Origin of the sequence: Candidatus Tisiphia endosymbiont of Melanophora roralis, assembly GCF_964026575.1 — a bacterium.
Lineage (GTDB): Bacteria > Pseudomonadota > Alphaproteobacteria > Rickettsiales > Rickettsiaceae > Tisiphia.
In genome coordinates, this window is sequence record NZ_OZ032161.1 from 1,455,422 (window position 1) to 1,476,374 (window position 20,953).

A 20,953-nucleotide genomic window follows, 5' to 3' on the forward strand; every position below is an offset into this window, starting at 1 on the left:
AATTGCGTTGTCGTCTTCAGGGTTCGTAGGTAGCCAGTACTAAATGTACGCTCCGACCATCGACCCTTCGACTCCTGCTACTATCATGATTTTGATTCTATCGTCTATCAACTCTTCATTTACGAGTAGTATATATTCTAGTAAACTTAAATTATTTTTAGACCGTGATGAATCATAACATAGTTAACTTAGCAGCTGCCATTGTCTTGTCCCTTGGTATTATTTTTGGATGGCAATATTTTTACGATAAACCAAGATTACAAAAATTAGAACAGCAAAATAAAATATATAATAAGCAAGTTCAAGAGTTAAAGAAAAAGAATGTTCAAGTAGAAGCATCTAAAGAAGCTGAATCCTTTGTTGCTACCAAGAGAATTCAGATAAACTCAGAATTACTTTCCGGATCGATTGCTTTAAAAGGGTTAAGGTTTGATGATTTGGTTTTATTGAAGTATAAGCAAGATCTATCAAAAGACAGTAAACCTGTTGTATTATTTGCTCATTCTCAGTCAGAAGAAGCCTATTTTGCAGAAATAGGTTGGTTTGATAAAACTGGTAGTGCTATTCTTCCTAACAGTGAAACTCTTTGGCAAGCTGATAGTGATGAGCTTACTCCTACAAAACCTGTGAATTTATCATGGATCAACAAAGATGGGGTTAAATTCTTGGTTACTATTAGCATGGATAGTAATTACTTGTTCACCATAGATCAGACTACGGTGAATGATAGTAAGCAGCCAATATCAGTGCAGTATTATGGACTAATTAACCGTAAATATACTGGCAAAGAGAAAGTAGCTAATATCCTGCATCAAGGACCAATTGGTGCTATTGATGGTAGGCTTAAAGAACATTCCTTTGATGACTTAAAAGATAAAAAGACTGAAAAATTTCCGCAAGGTGTTGTTGATTGGATTGGCATAACAGATAAATATTGGCTAGCTTCCTTAATTCCGGATAAAATTAGTAAGTATAGTTCTAATTTCAATTGTGTAATAAAAAACGGTATTGAAAAATATCAGGTTGACTTCATCTCACCAACTCAAACCATAGAAGTAGGAAACAAATTTATTATATCACAAAAATTATTTGCCGGAGCAAAGAAAGTTGATTTATTAGATAAATACGAAAAGCAATATAATATTACGCTATTTGACCGTGCAATTGACTTTGGTTGGTTTTATATAATCACTAAACCACTCTTTAACGTTATGAACTTTTTTTATCACTATGTTGGTAACTTCGGTATTAGTATCTTGATCGTAACTGTTATCATAAAACTGCTAATGTTTACTCTAGCTAATAAATCATATCGTTCGATGAAAAAGACCAAAAATCTTCAGCCTGAAGTCGAGAGAATTAGGGCTTTATATGCCGATGATAAAATGAGGCTTAACCAAGAAGTTATGGCATTGTATAAAAGGGAAAAGGTTAACCCCATAGCTGGTTGTCTCCCCCTTATTGTACAAATCCCAGTATTTTTCTCGATTTATAAAGTGTTAAATGTAACTATTGAGATGCGTCAAGCACCATTTTTTGGTTGGATAAAAGATTTATCTGCTCCGGATCCAACAACAATTTTCAACTTGTTTGGATTACTGCCATTTACTTGTCCAAGCTTCCTGATGATTGGTGTATGGCCTATTCTCATGGCTCTGACTGCGTTCTTACAGCAAAGGATGCACCCAGAGCCAGCTGATCCAGTTCAAGCTCAAGTAATGAAATTTATGCCACTGGTTTTTTTAGTAATGTGTAGTAGTTTTCCAGCTGGAGTAGTGATTTATTGGTCTTGGAGTAATATTTTATCAATAATTCAGCAATATTACATCAATAAGTTAGACAATAATGTCGGTTGATAAGGTTACAAAACTTTTCCGTCAAGAAGTAAAATTCATAGCTGGTGTGGCAAAAATAAGTCAGTTTCCTAGTATGTTTTTGCCAGAAATTGCATTTGTTGGCAAATCAAATGTTGGCAAGTCAAGTTTGATTAATAGTATATGCAATAATTCAAGTCTTGCTAGGGTGTCTAATACTCCTGGTCGTACTAGGCAAATAAATTTTTTCTCCCTTGCCGATAAACTTATGTTAGTTGATCTTCCTGGATATGGCTTTGCAGAAGTGCCAATATACATCAGACAGCAGTGGGAAACCTTAATAGCATATTATCTCAGAACGAGTTTAAACCTCAAATTAGTAAATTTATTGATTGATGCTAGAAGAGGAGTGAAGCAAAATGATATGGAAATTGCTAAATTGTTACTTTCTTGCAATAAAGATTTTCAAATTGTTTTCACAAAGTCAGATAAGATAACACATAGAGAAAACCTAACGACGATAACACAGAATTTTCTTGCAACTTTAGGCTACTCCTGTAATGTAATTTATACAAGTAGCAGGAGTAAAGAAGGTGCAAAAGAATTGCAGTTTAATTTGGCAAAATGCATTAAATTATAAAGAAAAGGAAGGTAAAGGTTTTGCCCGTGTCAAAGATACTAGCCTAATTAAAGACATAATAAGACGTAGTAGTGAAGTTAGAGATCAAGTCATGGTATTTAAGCTACCGTCATTAATTATTGATGATGACAAATTGTTAACGAATTTTGCAGAGGTAATACAGTTACTTGACAGTTGTGGCATTAAAATCTTTATAGTTCATGATCATACTAATTTGGTAAATGATACGCTAAAATTGTTTGGCTGTGATGAAAAATTTATCAATAATATTAAGGTAGCCGATTATAAGAGCTCACAGATTATGGAAATGGTTCTGTCTGGCTATATTAATAAGCGTATAGTTTCAAAGCTCTGTAGTTTAGGTTGTTATGCTATTGGTATTTCCTGCAAAGATGCTAATCTTATTCAAGCTAAGAAATCAAAATTATCATATAGGAGAGACAGTAATCAAGCTGTAATAGATATTGGATTTGTCAGTGAACCAGTTATAATAAACCCCGAGATTTTAATAAATTTTGAAGATAGCAATATTATTCCTGTTATAACACCAGTAGCTAGTGATGAAAAAGGCAATACTCATCTGCTGGATGTAAATCTGACGACCTCGATAATTGCTTCCTCATTAGATGCAGATCATTTAGTATTATTATGTGATGGGGTAGAATTTGCCGGAGAGAAGTATATACGAATACGAGATGTTAATGTATTGAAAGAGATGTTGAATAATACTGTTGATCCTGAAACAGTTAGCTTGCTTGAAGCAGCTTTAAGTGCTATTCAAAACAGTAGCAATTATGTACATTTTCTCAATTCGGCTTTCCCTGAGTCTATATTGTTAAGTATGTTTACAAGTAAAGAAAGTGAGTTGCCAATTATATAAAAAGATGTGGGCAGTAATATATGTTACCTTAGATAGGCGATACATACAAAATTAGCAAGATATATGCTCCTAGCTTAAACGTCATTGCGAGGAGCCACTTTGGTGGCGACGAAGCAATCCAATAAATGTGGATTGCCACGACCACTACGTAGTCTCGCTAATAGACGTCTTGTACTTGTTCTGCAATTTTTAAATTGCCATGGGGATTATACGCAAGGTGGGTTAATTAGAGTTAAAGAGGGTTAATTTATGTCAGGCAGTTTAGTATCAGACCCTTTATTTGTTGGTTTAACAAGACCCGCAATGATATTTGGTGTGAGTATAAAATTTGCAGCACTTAATATGATTATATCTATGTCATTATTTATTCAAAGTAATAGTATCATGAATTTGCTTGTTGCTTTTGTGATTCATATGATAGGGTATGTAATATGTTTTAAAGAACCAAGATTTATAGAATTGCTTTTAAATAAATCTTCTAGATGTAGTCAGTGTCCTAATAAATCATTCTATGGAGCGAATTCATACGGTATCTAGGTTTTATGAGCAAAGTATAAAATGACAAAATGATAAAATGATAAAATTATCTGTAACAAAAACAGCCAAAGAGTCGAGATCTAGGAAAGAAAAACCTACTTCTCATTTTATTCCTTATAAATGCCATTGGGATAGTAATACTATTTTAACTAAAAATAATGAATTATTACAAGTAGTAAAAATAGGTGGTTTTTCCTTTGAAACAGCCGATGATGAAGATTTAGATATTAAAAAAAATATCAGGAATTCGTTACTTAAAAATATGTCATCAGGCAATATTGTGATGTATTTCCACACGATCAGGAGACGTAAACCAGTGGTTTTTGATGGGTTTGAATATACCTCTGACCCTACCATAAGAGTACCTAATGATTTCACAACTTATTTATCAAATGAATGGCGTAAGAAACATGCAGGTTCTAGGTCGTTTTTTAATGAATTATATGTTAGTATTCTTTATAGACCAGATAAAGCTGGAGTTGCTATAATCGAATATTTCATTAAAAAGCTGATGCAAAAGTCTGATAAATCAGCTTGGGAAAATGACATGCGAGATATGCAGGATAGTTTGCGAGAAATGTCCTCAAGGGTAGTTAATACATTCCATAGTTATTCGGCGAGGTTACTTGGCGTACGCAAGTCAAATAGTGGCTATTGTTGTGATATTATGGAATTCTTGGGTACTTTGGTAAATTGTGGATCTTCAATGCAAATGGCCGTTCCAAGAAATTCAATAGACCAATATCTTCCAACCCATAGATTGTTTTTTGGTTCTAGATCTATAGAAGCACGTGGTCCAAAGGGTAGAAGATACGCCGGTATATTAAGTATTCTAGAGTATGGACCATCTACATCAGCTGGAATTTTTGACGGATTTTTACAAATGCCTTTTGAGTTTGTAATGACCCAAAGTTTTGTTTTTGCTAATAGGACAGTGGCGATTGGCAAAATGCAACTACAACAAAATAGAATGATTCAAGCAGGGGATAAAGCTGTATCACAAATTGCTGAAATCTCTCGAGCACTTGATATGGCTACCAGTGGTGATATTGGTTTTGGAGAGCATCATTTTTCGCTTCTATGCTCTGATAGTAATTTAAAATCCCTTGAGGATACCCTATCTATGGCTTCTGTTGAACTCTCCAATTCTGGAATTCAACCTGTTAGAGAAAGAATTAATATGGAACCAAGTTATTGGGGGCAGCTTCCTGGAAATATGGATTATATAGTAAGGGGTTCGACTATAAATACTTTAAACATGGCTAGTTTTGCATCTATGCACAATTATCCATTAGGTAAGGTTTTTAATAATCACTGGGGAGAATATGTAACTGTACTCGATACTACCTCGGGAACACCTTTTTATTTCAGTTTTCATGTTAGAGATGTTGGGCATACTCTGATCATTGGCCCAACTGGTGCTGGTAAAACAGTATTAATGAATTTTTTATGTGCACAAGCACAAAAATTTAAACCTAGAATGTTTTCCTTTGATAAAGACCACGGTGCTGAAATATTTATTAGATCACTTAATGGGATTTATACTACAATTGATCCAGGAGGAGCATGTAACTTTAATCCTTTACAGCTTGATGATACTGGGGAGAATAGAACATTCATATTAGAATGGCTTAAAGTATTAGTTACTTCTAATGGAGAGCAGTTATCATCAGAAGATAATAAGATTTTATCACAAGCAGTAAGTGGTAATTTTAAGCTAGAGAAAAAAGATAGAAGATTAAAAAATGTTGTAGCATTTTTGGGCATAGATGGTCCTAATAGCTTAGCAGGCAGGATTGCTATGTGGGTTGGTAAAGGCTCTCATGCTAGAATATTTGATAATGAGGCAGATAATATTGATTTGCAGCAAGCTCGAGTATTTGGCTTTGATATGACTGAACTGTTAAAAGATCCAGTTAGTCTTGCTCCTGTGCTACTATATATTTTCCATAGAATTAGTATTTCTTTAGATGGTCAAAGAACTATGATAGTTCTTGATGAAGCGTGGGCTTTGATTGATAATCCAGTATTTGCTCCCAAAATTAAAGACTGGCTAAAGGTTTTGCGTAAGTTAAATACTTTTGTAATTTTTGCTACCCAAAGTGTTGAAGATGCAGCTAAAAGCAGGATTAGTGATACCTTGATCCAACAAACTGCAACACAAATATTCTTACCAAACCTTAAGGCAACTGATATTTACCGTAGTGCTTTTATGCTTAGTCAACGTGAATATATTTTGATAAAAACTACAGATCCAACATCGCGTTATTTCTTAATAAAACAGGGGGTAGATGCAGTTGTTGCAAAAATAAGTTTAGATGGTATGACTGATATTATCAATGTTCTTTCTGGCCGGGTTGAAACAGTGTTATTGTTAGATCGGATTAGAGAGAAATATGGTAATGATCCTGAAAAATGGTTACCGATATTTTATGAGGAAGTAAAATCACTTTAGTTAATTTATGCATTATAATTTTATAAAAAATTTACTTAGTGGAGCAAAAATATTTGCTAGAATAGTAGTGCTATGCAGTCTACTAAATTTTACTATTATCCATAATAGTTATGCAGAAGAACCAAAACAAAAAGATACTTTAGATACTATAATTGATATTCTCTCAAATTTGACCTGTGAAACTCAAGGTATCGGTGATTTATTACGTACGGAATTTTCTCACACTTGTATACCGGCATCATTTTTTACCTTTGCTGTTTCTAATATAATCTCGCCAGGATTATATGCAAATACCATGCTACGTCTTAAAATAAATGACCATGAATTATTTGATGGAGATTACCCTGGAGGACAATGTGCAAGAAATAATAAAATTGATCCAAATGACCCTAAATTAACCTTTGCATTGTGTAATAACGTTAAGCTAGCAGCTGTTAGAGTGAAGGCGATAGCCCTTTCTGCTCTTGCTATTGCCAAAGCCGTATTAACCGGTTCCGATCCTTGGAAAGATATTATGGACGCATGGAAGAGCAATAAAGCATCATTTCATAATATTTATAAGGACAAAAAAGATGGTTACAAAGATGCGATGATAGACTTGGTCATATCACCTATACCTATACCAGCTATTATATTTAAAGTAGTAAAAATAAAAGATACCATGTGTGTGGCTGCTCCTAGTATATTAGCAGATTGGGTACCGGTTGGCTGTAAGTATATTAGAGAACCTTACCCTGAATCAATTTATGCGACTTTTATGAGTCTTGATGGTGGAACTAAGAAAGGTCCTAATACCGCTACTGACCCAATGGCAATAGTTGATTGTGGTTTGTCATCTTCTAGTTGTTACCAAAGAGCTTATAATAATTCTAAAACAGCCATTGTTATCTCTTCACCATTAATAGAATGTATTAAAGAAATGACAGCAAGATTACTGGTTAGTAAAGATGTTTGTACATTTGATGATATTAATAAAGTAATTAATTCAAGCAAAAGAGAAAGTAGCATATTATTTCAATTTCAACGTAATATGCACCGAACTGTTACCGCTTTATTGACTATATATGTAATTTTCTTTGGTTTTAAAATTATACTTTCTAGTGATGTTCCTCCTAAAAATGAAATAATTAATTTTGTATTAAAGATGTTGTTTGTAACCTATTTTTCTGTAGGTATAAACATTACTCCTAGTAGTAATTCTGACTATAATCGACTAGATGGTATGGTGCAATGGGCTTTTCCTTTATTATTAGGAGGAATAGATACACTTGCTGGTTGGGTTATGAATGCTTCTCCATCAGAGTTGTGTAAATTTGATGCTAAAGATTACGATAAAAATCTTTCTTATATGGCATTATGGGATTCATTAGACTGTCATGTAAGCCATTATTTAGGATTAGATATCCTATCAACCTTACTGGTAGAAAATCAATATAAAAATCATGATTTCAAGAGTTTTGACTTTTTTAGTTTCTCAGCCCCACCTTATGTATATTTACTGATTCCTGCTATTATTTCAGGTAACATGACTCTAGTATCTCTGGCACTGTCCTATCCTTTATTAGTGATTTCTGTTGGAGCGTTTATGGTGAATGCTACAGTGATGTGCATGATATCTATAGTAATATTAGGTGTTTTAGCTCCTCTTTTTGTGCCAATGTTTTTATTTGAATATACTCGTGGTTACTTTGAATCATGGGTAAAGTTATTAATATCATTTTTGCTACAACCTATGGTAGTGGTAACCTTTCTGATTATGATGTTTTCAGTTTATGATTTCGGTTTTTATGGTCACTGTAAATATACAAGTAAAACTATACAAAATAGTATAGAAAGTGGGGGAGATGGAAAAAGAAAGGTAAAAATATTTTATGTTAATACTAATTGGGATAAATATGAGAAAGATGAAAGTAAAGGTATAGATAATGCTAAAAGCTGTCAAAATAGCCTAGGTTATATGCTTAATAATCCACTGTCAACAGTTTTTAATTTTGCTAAAGATAACCTCAACGAGATGGTCAAAAAAAAACCAGGTAGTGGCAGTACAAGCGATTATTTATCTGAATACCCGTTTTTGCAGGGTATTATTATGGGACCTGGTATGTTCTTTGTATCACCCAAATTAGTTTTTGAGAAAATTAAGGATATTGCTCTAGCTTTAATTACTGCCTGCTTTACTTTGTATTTAATGTATCACTTTAGTAGCCAATTAGCAGAGTTTGCAGCTGATATGACTGAAGGTGTACCTCTTAGTGGTGTTGCCATACATCCACAGGCAATATACAAAGCTGGTATGGCTGCTCTTGGAGCTGCTGGTAAAATGCAGGCGGCTGATAAAGTAGCTAGAGGTGCTGGAGGCGCTACTAAGGATATGGGTGGTGGAGGTGGATCAGCCGGAGATACTGAAGCTACTGGTGGTGAATCAGCAGGAGATAGTTTAGACACTAGCGGTTCATCTAGAGATACTGTATCAACAGCAGGAGGAGGTGGTGGTAAGTCTCTAGGTGGTGGTGGACTTCCTCTCTCTCCAGCCCGTCATATAGCAGAATCTACTGCAGCTGGTGTATCTGAATCGAGTTCTTCAGATGCAGGAGGTTCTTCAAAGGAATCAAGGGTTAATTTGCAGACTATTGACGAACCTATTCTACCTCCAACTAATAAAATAGTAGAAACAGAGGATTTTGTTAATAGATCACCACAGATAGCTACAACAAATACACAAGAATTAGGAAGGACAGTAGAGAAAGCAAGTCCTGCTAAGGAATTACCAAAAGAGCAAAAGACCCATGAGTTACTTTCTAAAACTTTGGGAGGACTTGAAGATTCTACGGTGCAAGCTGGAAAGGCTGGTGACATTCAACAAGAAATAAAAAATCGTGAGGAAAAAGCTAGGAAGGAGAGCGATCTTAAAACTAAACCAGCTAAGAAAACTACAACTGCTAGAACTAATGTAAAAAAAGATGGCTCTAATGAAAATTCATAAAGTCACCAACTGTACAAGTTTAAGTAGGTATAATAGTCCTCGATGTCATTCCAGCGTAGGCGGGAATGATATTAAGGGAAACAGGAATAGACCTCTTTCGAAACTCGCTTATGCGCAAGGGTGTGAAGGAGACGCTTCACCTCGAACCGCAGCGTACTCTAATGTACGTGAGGATTCGAGTACAAACGTCGCGTACAAATCGCCAGCAGAAGTAGAGTTTCGAAAGAGGTCTAATGATATAAAAGGAAGCAGGAATAACACATTAGGGCTGTTATACCTACTTAAAACTTGCCCACTTGGTAAAGTCATAAAAATTTTTATACAATGTTGTTTGGTACTTTTTTCAAGCAAAGTTTTTGCTGGTTTTGGAGATCCGTGTCCATCAGCTACATTTGCAGTAGATGATTATCTAAGACAAAACACAGCTTACGGGCATCTTCTATATAGTATTGATATAACCGGTACTCCTAATGGGTGTGATGCAACTGACCCACAATTTAAATTCTGTCTCAAAAATAAAGATGGTAGTCCTCTAGAGTGTAAAGTTATTACTCTTAATTTAAATGATTCTAAGCGTCTTAGTGAGTTAAGCACTGATAATAATCCTGATTTAGGTGGAAATACTTTATTAAAAGATATTATTTTAACAGTAAAAATTGTCGATAAAAGATTGTGCCTAGTCATGGCTACCTCAAAAGGACAACTTCCACTAGCTTGTAAAAATACTACCACACCAGCTCCGGTAGCACCACCAGACGAACAATGCCGGAATATAGGTAAAACTTGTTGTATGGGTACTACAAGGAGTCAGTCATTACTTAATTTTTCTGGCTTAGCTGTAGATTGTGTAAAGGAAACTCTTGATAAAGTTTTTTTTCGTTATAGTAGCTGTGATCCAAAAAATGATCAGATTAGTTTGACTGCCCTTAATCCTTTCTCAACCTTCCAAGAATCTTTGAAAATATCTATTAGGGCGGCGTTAATATTATATGTTATGTTTTTTGCTGTTAATATGATTTTAAACAAAGAATATGGTAATTTAGATAAAATAGCATCTTTTGTTATGAAGCTAATAGTTGTCACTTATTTTGCTACAGGTCTTGGACCAGCGTATTTTAAGGGTGGAAAGGAAACTACCGAAAATGGTATGCTGCAGTATGGTTTACCATTACTCACGGAGCTTACTCCACAATTTGCGCAAATAGTTTTTAATGCTGGTGGCTCTCGAGGATTATGTGAGTACGATACTAGTAAGTATAAAGATGGGTATAAGTTTTATGCACTTTGGGATGCTGTTGATTGTAGGATAGGTTATTATTTGGGTATGGGGCTATATTACAACACAGAATCCGTTTTAAACGGTATTCCTAATGATGTGCCGGGTGGAACTAAAGGTACTGCTGTAAACTTTAAAAAACCTGGAAATGAAGCTCCGGATGCATTGAGAAAAGTGGGAGGATTCAGATTTTTTACTGTAATGTTTGGTTTATTCTTATCTGGACAAATAATAATAGTAGCATCTGGAATAATATTTTCCGTAATATTTGTTTCAATAATTTTATATTTTATAACACACTATTTAGTATGTCTAGTTACCATATATGTCATGACCTATATTTCTCCTATATTTATTCCTATGGCTTTATTTACTAGAACCAAAGCGTATTTTGATGCATGGCTAAAAATTTGTATATCTTGTGCAGTGCAGCCTGCAGTGGTAGCTGGTTTTATTGCCTTATTACTTACTATGTATGATTCGGCAATATACAAGAATTGTGAGTTTATGAGGCATGACTATACGTATAGCAGTGATGCTCAGTTTAGTACTTTTGAGCTTAGATTACCAAATACTAATACTGAGGATTGTAAAAATAGTGCTGGATATAAATTATTACGATATTATTCAGGGGAAGGTTGGGAGAAGCATCTTTTAATTCTTTTTCCAATTAAATCAATTGTTATAGATGTCGTATCACTATTAGTAGACTTACTTTATGTATTAATTTTTTCAATTATTTTCTATTATTTTTCAAAATCAATTAGTCAATTTGCTGCCGAGCTTACTGGTGGTCCTATCATGGATTCTGTAACAGCTAGTCCTACTAAGATAGTTGATATGGTTAAAAAAGGGGCAGAGTTTATTGCCGATGCTGCAAAAAGCTCCGGTGGAAAACCACCGCAGAAAAATCCTTTAGAAAAACCAAGGAAAGGAGGAGAAGAAGCAAAAGATTCAGGTGGGGGTGATAGTGGTGGCGGTAGTGAAGGTGGTATGAGTTCTGGAGGTGGTGGCGGTGGTTAACTTGGATATTATTGTATGAAAGGAAATTTATCAAAACTCATAATGGTATTAGGCATAGCGGCTCTAGTGGTTAGCATTGTTATGGTATTACTTGCGATGATAGGGTCAGTAAAAATTACCAATGGTTGCCTCCTTAGATATGATCAAGATGCAGAGGGAGGTAGTACTGATCGTATTACTAATACAATCATGCTTAACGCAACAGCAAACTATACTGTTATTACCACAACAAAACCAGATGGTTCAATTGAAACTAAGTATGATCCTAAACATTATGGAGAATGGTTAAATACTAATCTAGCTGTTACAGATAAGCAGGATGTTAAGTTTAAAATAGAGGGCAACATAAGTCTTTGTAGAGCTTATATTCCAAAAAATAATATTCAACAATCTTCAGATCTAGATACCAATAATAACATGGTTGCCATCCCTAGGATTGAAGAAACTAATGCAGAACCACTATCTTTAATTTTTGATGCTAAAACTGATGAATGGCGAAATATAGCTGAATTGTTTATTAATGATCAGGTTATAGTATCAATTTTACCGGATCACAAAAAATTGCCGAATTTGCCAAATAATATGGCTAGTGTAAAAAATATCTTTAAGCTTGTTAAGCAAGATGGTGAATTTAAAAATTTTATAGAGACAGCAGATTGTTCAGAAGGCAAGAGAAAATACAGCCCATTATGTGGTAGATATTCAATATATTCCGGACAGTATGTTGATAATTGTAAGTGGAATAGTAGTTATTATAATAAACAAACCAAATTTTGTCACCCAGCATGTATTTCGTCACCGTGGGGATGTGATAAGGCAAGTTGCTTTTTTGATAGTGGTTGTTGTCCAAAAGAATGTTCTAAAGCAGGTGCATATATTAGTACATATAAAACTGCTCCGGAAGTTTACAAAGAAGATAATAGTTATAGTTTTCCTTGGTCGGATGACTTCAATAAGTTATATTTTAATGCAGGGTTACGTTGTACTTATACGGATAATGTTCCAACAGGTAACTGTCCTGACCCGGGTAATTATGATACCAAAGATGCCACTATAATAATGAGTGATACCTACCAAAAAAGTCAAAAACGTTTTTGGTACTCCGCCGATGGTCCAACAGGTTTATTATATAGAATGGATAATAGTGAGACCCCAACTAATGCTAAATCTTTAGGGACAGGCTATGAATTTGCTAAAATAATTGCTGGAAACAAAGATTATGATCCAATAAATAGTAGTCAAGATGCTAATATTAAATATCAAATCATTTATAACAAGACTCTAGCTGGTGTATCAAAGAGCTATTTACAATATCGTTTATGGTCAAAAGATGACAAATATACCAATAATACTGGTGGCTATGTCTTAAACATTAAGCAGACCAAATGTCGAAGAACTAATGGTGAGAGTTTTGATGATGTTGTGGCTGATCGTGGTAAAATACAATATTTAGTAGTACCATATGACGAAAATCCTAACACATCTAGTAAATCCTATACAGCCAATAATATTAGTATGGATGATGCAGAAGGTAATGCGAAGATTACTGCGAATAATGATGGATATCTATGGATGAGAATTCTCAATAAAAAAGAGGATTATAAAGAAAGTTATGGTAGGTATCAAGTACAATTCTTTACCTCAGAAAAAGTTGGTAGTTTTACTTTAAATATTTTAACCCCTTTATTTGAGTTATTAAAAGATAAAATCAAGGGTGCAGCTGTGATGATTTTTAAGAACATGACTTGCTATGGTGGGGGAGTTACTACTTGTACTAACTTTTTTAACTATATAAAAGCCGTACTAATTCTTTACGTTATGTCATACGGAGCAATGTTTTTATTAGGTATGGTCAAAATCAACCAACAAGATTTGGTAATTAGGATAGCAAAAATCGCTATAGTTAGTGGGTTAATGAATGAAAGTACTTTTGAATTTTTCAATAATTATATATTTGATTTTGTAACTAATTTTTCAGATGGAATCATTTCCAATATGAGTGGCTATAGCATGTTTTCATCGACGAATAAGATAACAAATCCTTTCATGTTCCTAGATGCATTAATGAGTAAAATATTGTTCAGTAAAACTTTTGCTGGTCAAGTGCTTTCTTTAATCTCTATGGGTCTTAGTGGATTGATTTATTTTGTTATAGTATTTATTGCTACAATGATAGTAATCATCACCGCTCTTCGAGCCGTGGCAGTTTATATTATGGCATTTATGGCAATCGCTATATTAATTGGTGTAGCTCCATTGTTTCTTACGTTTATGCTATTTGATTTCACTAGATATTTATTTGATAATTGGGTGAGGTTTACTTTTAAATATATGATAGAGCCAGTAATTTTAATGGCAGGAATTATTATACTTACTCAGCTATTTACAATTTACTTGGATTTTGCAACTGGTTATAGTGTGTGTTGGAAATGTGCTTTACCTATAAAAGTTCCATTCCCTGCTATCCCAGGTCTTCCTGCGATTTTCTCTAATTTAGAGATTTTTTGTATCAATTGGTTTGTACCTTGGGGAATGGATTCTCGTTCTGGCATGATGGGTTTGAATATGCAACATTATATTGCATTAATTATAATTGCTTATGGAATGTATGGTTATGTTGAATTTTCTGGAAAAATGGTGGCAAAGTTGACTAGTACCGCTGGACCTTCTGCTACATCTATGGGGCATGCAATGTCATCGGCAATGGAACAAGGAGCTTTAAAAAAGGTTGGTTTAGATCAGGCATCTAGAGATACAATTAAGAAAGAAGCTGCCGGTAGATTAAAAGATAGGAATAAAGCAATCGATAAAGGGAATAAAGCTAGGTCAAAAAGTGATAAGGATAGTGATGGTAATAATAAGGATCAGAATCCAAGAAGTGGTGTTGAGAGTGATAGTGGTAATGAAAGTGCTTCTAATACGAATCCAAAATAATAACTGAAAATGAAGTGAATAGGATGAGAAATTTCAGGTATCTAATTTTGTTGGTAGATTTTCTACTTAAAGGGCAACTGTTTATTGCCTTAGTAGTCCTATTAGCCTGTAATCCTGTCAAAGCTGATGATAATGAGAAAGATGCTAAATTTGATTGGATGAGTTCGAGTTTAAGTGGACTTGCAGCTCTATTTTCAGCATGTCTAGAAGTACCAAAATTCAATAGTTTTCAAGAAGGTAGCATTTCTTTAGACCTTACAAAACCAAATGAATGGAATTCTACTGGTAACTATGTCAAAAAAGATAAAGCCATTAAGTTTGACTGGAGTACTAGTGGAGCTGTAAGTAGTCCAAGAAGATACCGAGTGATGTACCGTATAGATCCAAGGTTCAATAGACCACAAATATTTATTAAAACTTTTAATTATTTAACTAAAAAATATGAAGCTACTAATTTTCCTAAATTTAAGGCAACTGATCCAACTAAAGATTATATAAGTTTGGCATTTAGCAAAATGCAGAATTATGTAGACTATTTTAATTTTGCTGAAAATCGTCAGAAGATTCGGGTAGAAAAAGGTGATGTAATAAATATAACTCTCACAGGAGCAGGAGATTTTTTTAGTGTAGCTACTGACGAAGATTTTTTAAAGTCAGAGCTTGACAATAATATATTAGGAGTCCCGTCACTTTATACAAATAGCAACCTTGATAATAAAATACTATATTCAACTGCAGAAAAATTGTGTGATTCTATTGACCCCTCATCAAGGGATAAAGTGTGTCAGGATACTGGAGCAAATACGAAATACAAAGTGTTAGATAAGTTAGCATTAGTTGGTAAACCGTTAACCCAAGGCTCTATACAACAGATTATTATAACTTGTCCTGATTTTGCTAATGATAAAGATAACTCTCCAGTGTGCTTCTATGATCAAGGGAGAGGGATGAGGATACTAGTAAATAACCAGATTATAAAGAGAGAAGCGGAAAGTTTTGTATATTCTAAATTTCTAAAAAAGAGTTTCTTATATTATAAATCTGATATTGCTGGAGATTTAGATTTTTTAACTGATTGGTCAATCCAAGGCATGTTTACCTCCCTAGACAAACCTTTAATGAGTGATTGGACTACATTTTCTGATCTTGACAAACTTAATTCTTATATTAATGACTCTACTGTTGTAGACTTAAGTAGTAGTTTTTTACATTTTGGACGCTACATTATGATGGTAGAAGTAGGTAATGGTGATAAGAGTATTAGTGATGCACAACAAAAAGACATAGAAGTTGAATATATTATAATGAAAGATGGCGGTACACCACTTGCATCGCTAGTGGGTACACAAATCAACCAAGATTTTGCAACTGATGCTGACAAAGATGGCTATTTATGGGTTAGAGTAAAGAATCCTAATAAAGAGGTAATGGGAAAAATTAAGATAAATTATGCTAATTATATGGGGAGTACTTGGTTCTCAGATATTGTATATAACGGAGCAGTTAAACCTATTACCAAGGAGTTTCATAAATTTACTATGAATTTTTATACTAAACTAACTAAAAATGTAACATTACACCGAATCATAAAAGCTGCATTGATTCTTTATGTAATGATATATGCTTTAACCTTTTTAGCGGGTGCTATTCAAATAACTGCCAAAGACTTATTAACGAGGATTATAAAAATAACTTTGATAGTTATCCTAATAGGAGATGATAGTTGGAACTTTTTCAATAATTACTTATTTAATGCCTTTATTAAGGGTACTGACTATCTAATGACCAATGTAGTAGGGCTTACTAGTTCTACAGCTAACATTTTTGGTTTTATTGATCCAATATTTGATAAATATACCAATGGCAGATTTTGGGGGCTTTTATTTATACAATTACTCCAAATCCATAATGGTCTTACCCTTGTTGCTATCATGACTATTTATTCTCTGACGCTTTATTTTAGAGCCATTTTGGAAGTTATCATAGGTTACGTTATAGCCTATATTGGTCTTGCGATTATGATATCTTTAGCACCATTATTCATAATTTTGGTACTATTTGAGAAGACAAAAAGCATTTTCGATAACTGGTTATCTACTTTATTTAGTTATATGATGCAACCAACCATATTATTAATATTTTTTCTATTAATAGATCAGGTGATGTCTGAACAACTTTTAAAGATTGTGGTAAGAGCATGTTGGGATAGTACGTTCATCCCAATAGAGATAGGGTTAGATCTAACGCATATGAACATACCGATTAATTTTTCGTTTAAATTACCATTTTTACCTGGGATACCTTTCTTCGCACCGGATGTTACGGAAATTAATAATGCACAGGATTTATTAAATTCTACTGGTACATTCTTGGTAATATTTACCAGTAGCTTGTTATTCTATGCTTATTGCCTAATGTGTTATGGACTTGTCGATTATGTGACTATAGTAGTTGCTCAATTGACCAACGTAACACCTGCAAGACAAGAGGGTGATTTCCAAAGGCCTGATAATCCTACAAAATCTATTATGCAGGATATGGAATCTGTGGCAAGACCAGTCAAGGATTTAGCTTTTGCTCCAGCTAGGATATTTAAGGATAAGGTTATAGATCAAAATTATAAAGCTAGGAAAAGTGATCCTGACGGCAAGAAAGAATATACTGGCAAAATATTTGCCTCAAGAAATGATTCAGACACTGGTGGTGAAGCAGATGGTGGATCTAATAAAAAGGAATAATTACTATTTAACCTGAATTCGATGTAACAAGTTACATCGAATTCAGTATTATATATAGAAACAATCAGGTTTGAAGCGGCTGCCCACCTGATTGTTAAAATATAATACTCCATTCAATATGTGATTTTAATTATTAAAATCACATATTACCCCAATTCGGGATAAGAATTAGTTAATTCTTATCCCGAATTCGCGTATATTGAATGATGAAAAAAGTTAAAATGCACCCACGTCAGCCGCTTCAAGAGTGCATTTTTCCTTATAACAAAGCCAGTTCGATATAAGAATTAATAATTCTTATATCGAACTGAGGTTATTTAAGCCTAGGTTTCTATAAATGAAGAATATTTTTGCTATTTTATTAATTTCTATGTTGTGCCTTTCAGGGTGTACTGGCGATAGGTGCATTGATGCAGATGATTTTGGCTTTATAAAATTTGTAATTTCTTCAAGATATAAAAAAGAAAAGTTAAGCGGGCAACAAGATAATCAAACAGCTCCTTGGATCAATACTGGATATAATGTAAATGGTCAACCACTCACTATATTGGTAAAAACTTGGGATTATTCTAAAGGAGATAAAAACAACTCTACAGAATTATCAGCTTGGAGTGCGTGGTATGGTCAAGAAAAAAATACCAATACTTTATCCGAATTTTGTAAGAGACTACAAGTATGCAAATTTATAGATGACAGGATGTGTACTAAGAGTAAGGATGCCAAAATTAGTAACGCACCATGTTTATTTAAAAATGGTGTAGGGCTATACATGTTAATTGCTGAGCATGATACAAATCCTAATCTCTCTTTGGATACACAGCGTACACCAAAAGGCATTACCGCCCACCTTGGTGAACCTCTTGCTGGTTATGAACTTTATGATCTTAATAAAAGAGGGGAATTAGTAAAAGCTGGAGGAATAAGTTATCAATATGAAGGTAAAGGTGAAGTTAGCCCATTATATTTTAAGATTTTAGATAAATTTTATGATGATAATAATGGTCAGTATCGTGTAGTTATTAAATCTGGGGTCACTGACACTAGACCTGACCCTATTGAATTTTTAACGAATTTAATAAAAGCTGAGTTATTTGGTGATGATGAGAATCATGGGCTAGTTAGGTCAATTTACGAGGGTATTATTAAAACACCAGGATATCGTGTATCTGTTTCAGCTCTGTTAACTTTGTATATTATGTTTACAGGATTTTCTTTCCTAATTGGTAATGTTAATCTCACACATACTGAATTAATAATTAGAGTAGTAAAAGTTAGTATAGTATCTACGTTACTTAGTTCAACTAGTAGCTGGCAATTTTTCCATGATTACTTATTCGTGTTTTTTATGGAAGGGGTAGAAGAAATATTACGAATAATTAAAGAAACAGCGGCTACCGGACCTGGATCTTGGAGTATTATAGGTTTAATGATAGCCCCGCAAACTATGGCAAAATTATTTTCATTACTATTTGTCGATCCTTTAGGGTTTATATATATAATTTTATTCTTGATAGCCCTTTATTTTATCTTCATGATGGTATTTAAGGCTACTATTATATATCTTACAGCACTGATAACTGTTGGGATGATTATCATAATGGCGCCAATATTCATTTGCTTTATGTTATTTGGTATCACGCGTTCATTGTTTGAAAACTGGTTAAGACAGCTGATTTCCTATGCACTACAACCAATTATATTATTTACTGGTATTGCTTTTATTTCAATGATTATCAGAACAGAAATATATTCTTCACTTGGTTTTGGAGTATGTAAGTATGACTTCCCAAATTTAGGACCGATAAATGAACTGTTTGGTAGTATAAATGAAGATCTAGACACTAGTCTTGGAGACTCAATATTTTATTGGTGGTTTCCATCTCCAATGAAAGCTGGCAAATTTTCTAAAACAAAAGCTAATATATTAGTGCCTGTTGATCATCGCATCGATGATGGCTCGCCTGATGGCAAACTATGTTTAGCTTATCAATGTATCGAGGAAAGATATGTTGAATTACCATTTTTAGATCTAGTCAACGATGTAAGAAGAATTGATAATTTTTTCAGTGGTCACTTTGTTCAGCTGGATGGATTATTGTTAATTTTTGTATGTGTTTATTTACTAAGTAAATTTAATGATATAGCTGTTTCAAGTGCTAAATTCTTATCTAGCACCTCAGGTAATCTAACAAATTTACAAGCAATTGGACAAGCCGCTTTTGCCCCTATTCAACAGCAAATAGAAAGACCTGCAAATTATGTTGTAAAGGCTGCTAAGAAAAGGGTGAATCAACACATTATCGAAAAAGCTAGTATGTTTTTTGCCGAAGGGTTTGAAGACAAAATGATGAAGGGTGTAACACGAGAAGCACTGAAATCACCAAAATCTAGTGTTTTAGATGAAGTAAAAAGAACTTATGGTATAGATTATAAAGATGTTAATGTTCATGCTCAAGATGATTACCAAAAGGGTATTAGTGAAGTTATTAAAGTAATCAAACCGGATGGAACGGACAAAGAATTTAAGGGTAATAGTTATTCCGAACTTCGTGATTATTTAGCGGGTCTTAAATTTGGAGAAGGTAAAAAACTTGACAAAGATCAGCAGAAAGAGCTTGATGATTTAATGAAAACTAAAGATGGTAAAACTTTACGAGAATTAGCGAGTGATGCAAAGTTTACCAAAGATTTCCAGCAAGCTTATGTGGATACACATCAAGCAATGTCAACAAGGGGAATAGGGTTATTTGGTAAAAATATAGCACCTCTCAAAAGTTGGCAAGAGATGAATAGGCGTGTTGATGAAAAGAGAGAGCTACGTGATAAGAAGCGTAAAAATATAGGAGAGAGAATATATGCTGGTTATGAAGGATTAAAACGAGAGGCACTTACTGCTATTGTTGGTAAAGATTTACGGGATGCTTTTGAGGGTAACTTAACTGGGGCAGAGTGGGAAGATTTTAATTATAATGATTCAAGACTTAGAACCCATAGTGAATCACTTAAGGATCAGCAAAGATCTTTGGAACATCAAGAACTTCTAACTAAAATCAATAAAGAAACCATTGCTGTTCAGGAAGATATTTCATCTCCTGAATATCTAGCCAAGCTTGAATTACAGGGTAGAACAGCAGATATTGCATATTATGCAGAACTATCTAACAAAAAACTTGCCTTTGAGATATATGATGCTTTAGCTAAAGGTGAAGGTGATGACGGGGAGAATCCCGTGTTGATGGGCGAGCGATTCATGCGAGAAAAAGCAACGGATACTCAAACTCGTAATATGATTGACAGTGCTTATAGAATTGAGCAGACACTAATAGATAACGATAAATATGCACGCAGACAAGAACATTATGAAATTATGCGTGAGAAAGCTGAAGCTAATGGGGATAATCAATCTTTAGAGTATAGTAAAGCAGTACTAAAGAAAATAGAAGAAAGAAAAGAACTTATTAAGAAAGAAGTTATATCTCACATTGATGGAATTAATCAATATCGCTTAGGTGCTAGAATGCCTAAATATGAAAAAAATGATTAACAATAGTCTATTACCCCTTACCAATCACTACTATGTCACCCCGCAGGGGTTAAATATATAAACACCTCCTCCTTCAGGAGATTTTTTTAGATCCCCACCGTAGCTCCATAGTTTTGACGTTAGCACTAC

Annotated in this window: 10 protein-coding genes; all 10 read left to right on the forward strand. The window is 33.9% G+C overall.

Annotated features, from left to right (window positions below; all coding sequences use genetic code 11):
• Positions 1 to 167 precede the first annotated feature (167 nt).
• The 10 genes from yidC (at position 168) to AAGD53_RS07100 (ending at position 20,824) form a co-directional block, all read left to right on the forward strand.
• The gene (gene yidC, locus AAGD53_RS07055; RefSeq protein WP_341762707.1) at positions 168 to 1,856 is read left to right on the forward strand and encodes a membrane protein insertase YidC; all 1,689 of its coding nucleotides are present in this window, start codon (positions 168 to 170) and stop codon (positions 1,854 to 1,856) included.
• A complete protein-coding gene (gene yihA / locus AAGD53_RS07060; protein ID WP_341761591.1) occupies positions 1,846 to 2,454 on the forward strand; it encodes a ribosome biogenesis GTP-binding protein YihA/YsxC in 609 nt (202 codons plus the stop codon). Before yidC ends, yihA begins: the two co-directional genes overlap by 11 nt.
• On the forward strand, positions 2,408 to 3,334 hold the full coding sequence (locus tag AAGD53_RS07065; protein WP_341762708.1) for an acetylglutamate kinase: 927 nt from the start codon (positions 2,408 to 2,410) through the stop codon (positions 3,332 to 3,334). The genes yihA and AAGD53_RS07065 overlap by 47 nt, the downstream gene beginning before the upstream one ends.
• Positions 3,335 to 3,583: 249 nt before the next feature.
• Positions 3,584 to 3,871: a VirB3 family type IV secretion system protein gene (locus tag AAGD53_RS07070; RefSeq protein ID WP_341753466.1), complete on the forward strand. Its 288-nt coding sequence runs from the start codon at positions 3,584 to 3,586 to the stop codon at positions 3,869 to 3,871.
• A 40-nt stretch (positions 3,872 to 3,911) separates the two neighbouring features.
• Positions 3,912 to 6,326: a VirB4 family type IV secretion/conjugal transfer ATPase gene (locus AAGD53_RS07075; RefSeq protein ID WP_341763446.1), complete on the forward strand. Its 2,415-nt coding sequence runs from the start codon at positions 3,912 to 3,914 to the stop codon at positions 6,324 to 6,326.
• Positions 6,327 to 6,333: 7 nt separating this feature from the next.
• Positions 6,334 to 9,309, forward strand: coding sequence for a type IV secretion system protein (locus AAGD53_RS07080; protein ID WP_341762709.1), 2,976 nt, complete (start codon positions 6,334 to 6,336; stop codon positions 9,307 to 9,309).
• On the forward strand, positions 9,296 to 11,608 hold the full coding sequence (locus AAGD53_RS07085; RefSeq protein WP_341762710.1) for a type IV secretion system protein: 2,313 nt from the start codon (positions 9,296 to 9,298) through the stop codon (positions 11,606 to 11,608). Before AAGD53_RS07080 ends, AAGD53_RS07085 begins: the two co-directional genes overlap by 14 nt.
• Positions 11,609 to 11,623: 15 nt before the next feature.
• Complete coding sequence (locus tag AAGD53_RS07090) at positions 11,624 to 14,542, forward strand: type IV secretion system protein (protein ID WP_341762711.1); 2,919 nt, start codon at positions 11,624 to 11,626, stop codon at positions 14,540 to 14,542.
• A 23-nt stretch (positions 14,543 to 14,565) separates the two neighbouring features.
• Positions 14,566 to 17,280, forward strand: coding sequence for a type IV secretion system protein (locus tag AAGD53_RS07095; protein ID WP_341762712.1), 2,715 nt, complete (start codon positions 14,566 to 14,568; stop codon positions 17,278 to 17,280).
• A 337-nt stretch (positions 17,281 to 17,617) separates the two neighbouring features.
• Positions 17,618 to 20,824, forward strand: coding sequence for a type IV secretion system protein (locus AAGD53_RS07100; protein ID WP_341762713.1), 3,207 nt, complete (start codon positions 17,618 to 17,620; stop codon positions 20,822 to 20,824).
• Positions 20,825 to 20,953: the final 129 nt, after the last annotated feature.

Bases quoted from the DNA above. Each gene is read 5' to 3' on its own strand.
- AAGD53_RS07100 (WP_341762713.1), top strand. From the start codon at position 17,618: ATGAAGAATATTTTTGCTATTTTATTAATTTCTATGTTGTGCCTTTCA.
- AAGD53_RS07080 (WP_341762709.1), top strand. From the start codon at position 6,334: ATGCATTATAATTTTATAAAAAATTTACTTAGTGGAGCAAAAATATTT.
- yihA (WP_341761591.1), top strand. From the start codon at position 1,846: ATGTCGGTTGATAAGGTTACAAAACTTTTCCGTCAAGAAGTAAAATTC.
- AAGD53_RS07090 (WP_341762711.1), top strand. From the start codon at position 11,624: ATGAAAGGAAATTTATCAAAACTCATAATGGTATTAGGCATAGCGGCT.
- AAGD53_RS07095 (WP_341762712.1), top strand. From the start codon at position 14,566: ATGAGAAATTTCAGGTATCTAATTTTGTTGGTAGATTTTCTACTTAAA.
- yidC (WP_341762707.1), top strand. From the start codon at position 168: ATGAATCATAACATAGTTAACTTAGCAGCTGCCATTGTCTTGTCCCTT.
- AAGD53_RS07070 (WP_341753466.1), top strand. From the start codon at position 3,584: ATGTCAGGCAGTTTAGTATCAGACCCTTTATTTGTTGGTTTAACAAGA.
- AAGD53_RS07085 (WP_341762710.1), top strand. From the start codon at position 9,296: ATGAAAATTCATAAAGTCACCAACTGTACAAGTTTAAGTAGGTATAAT.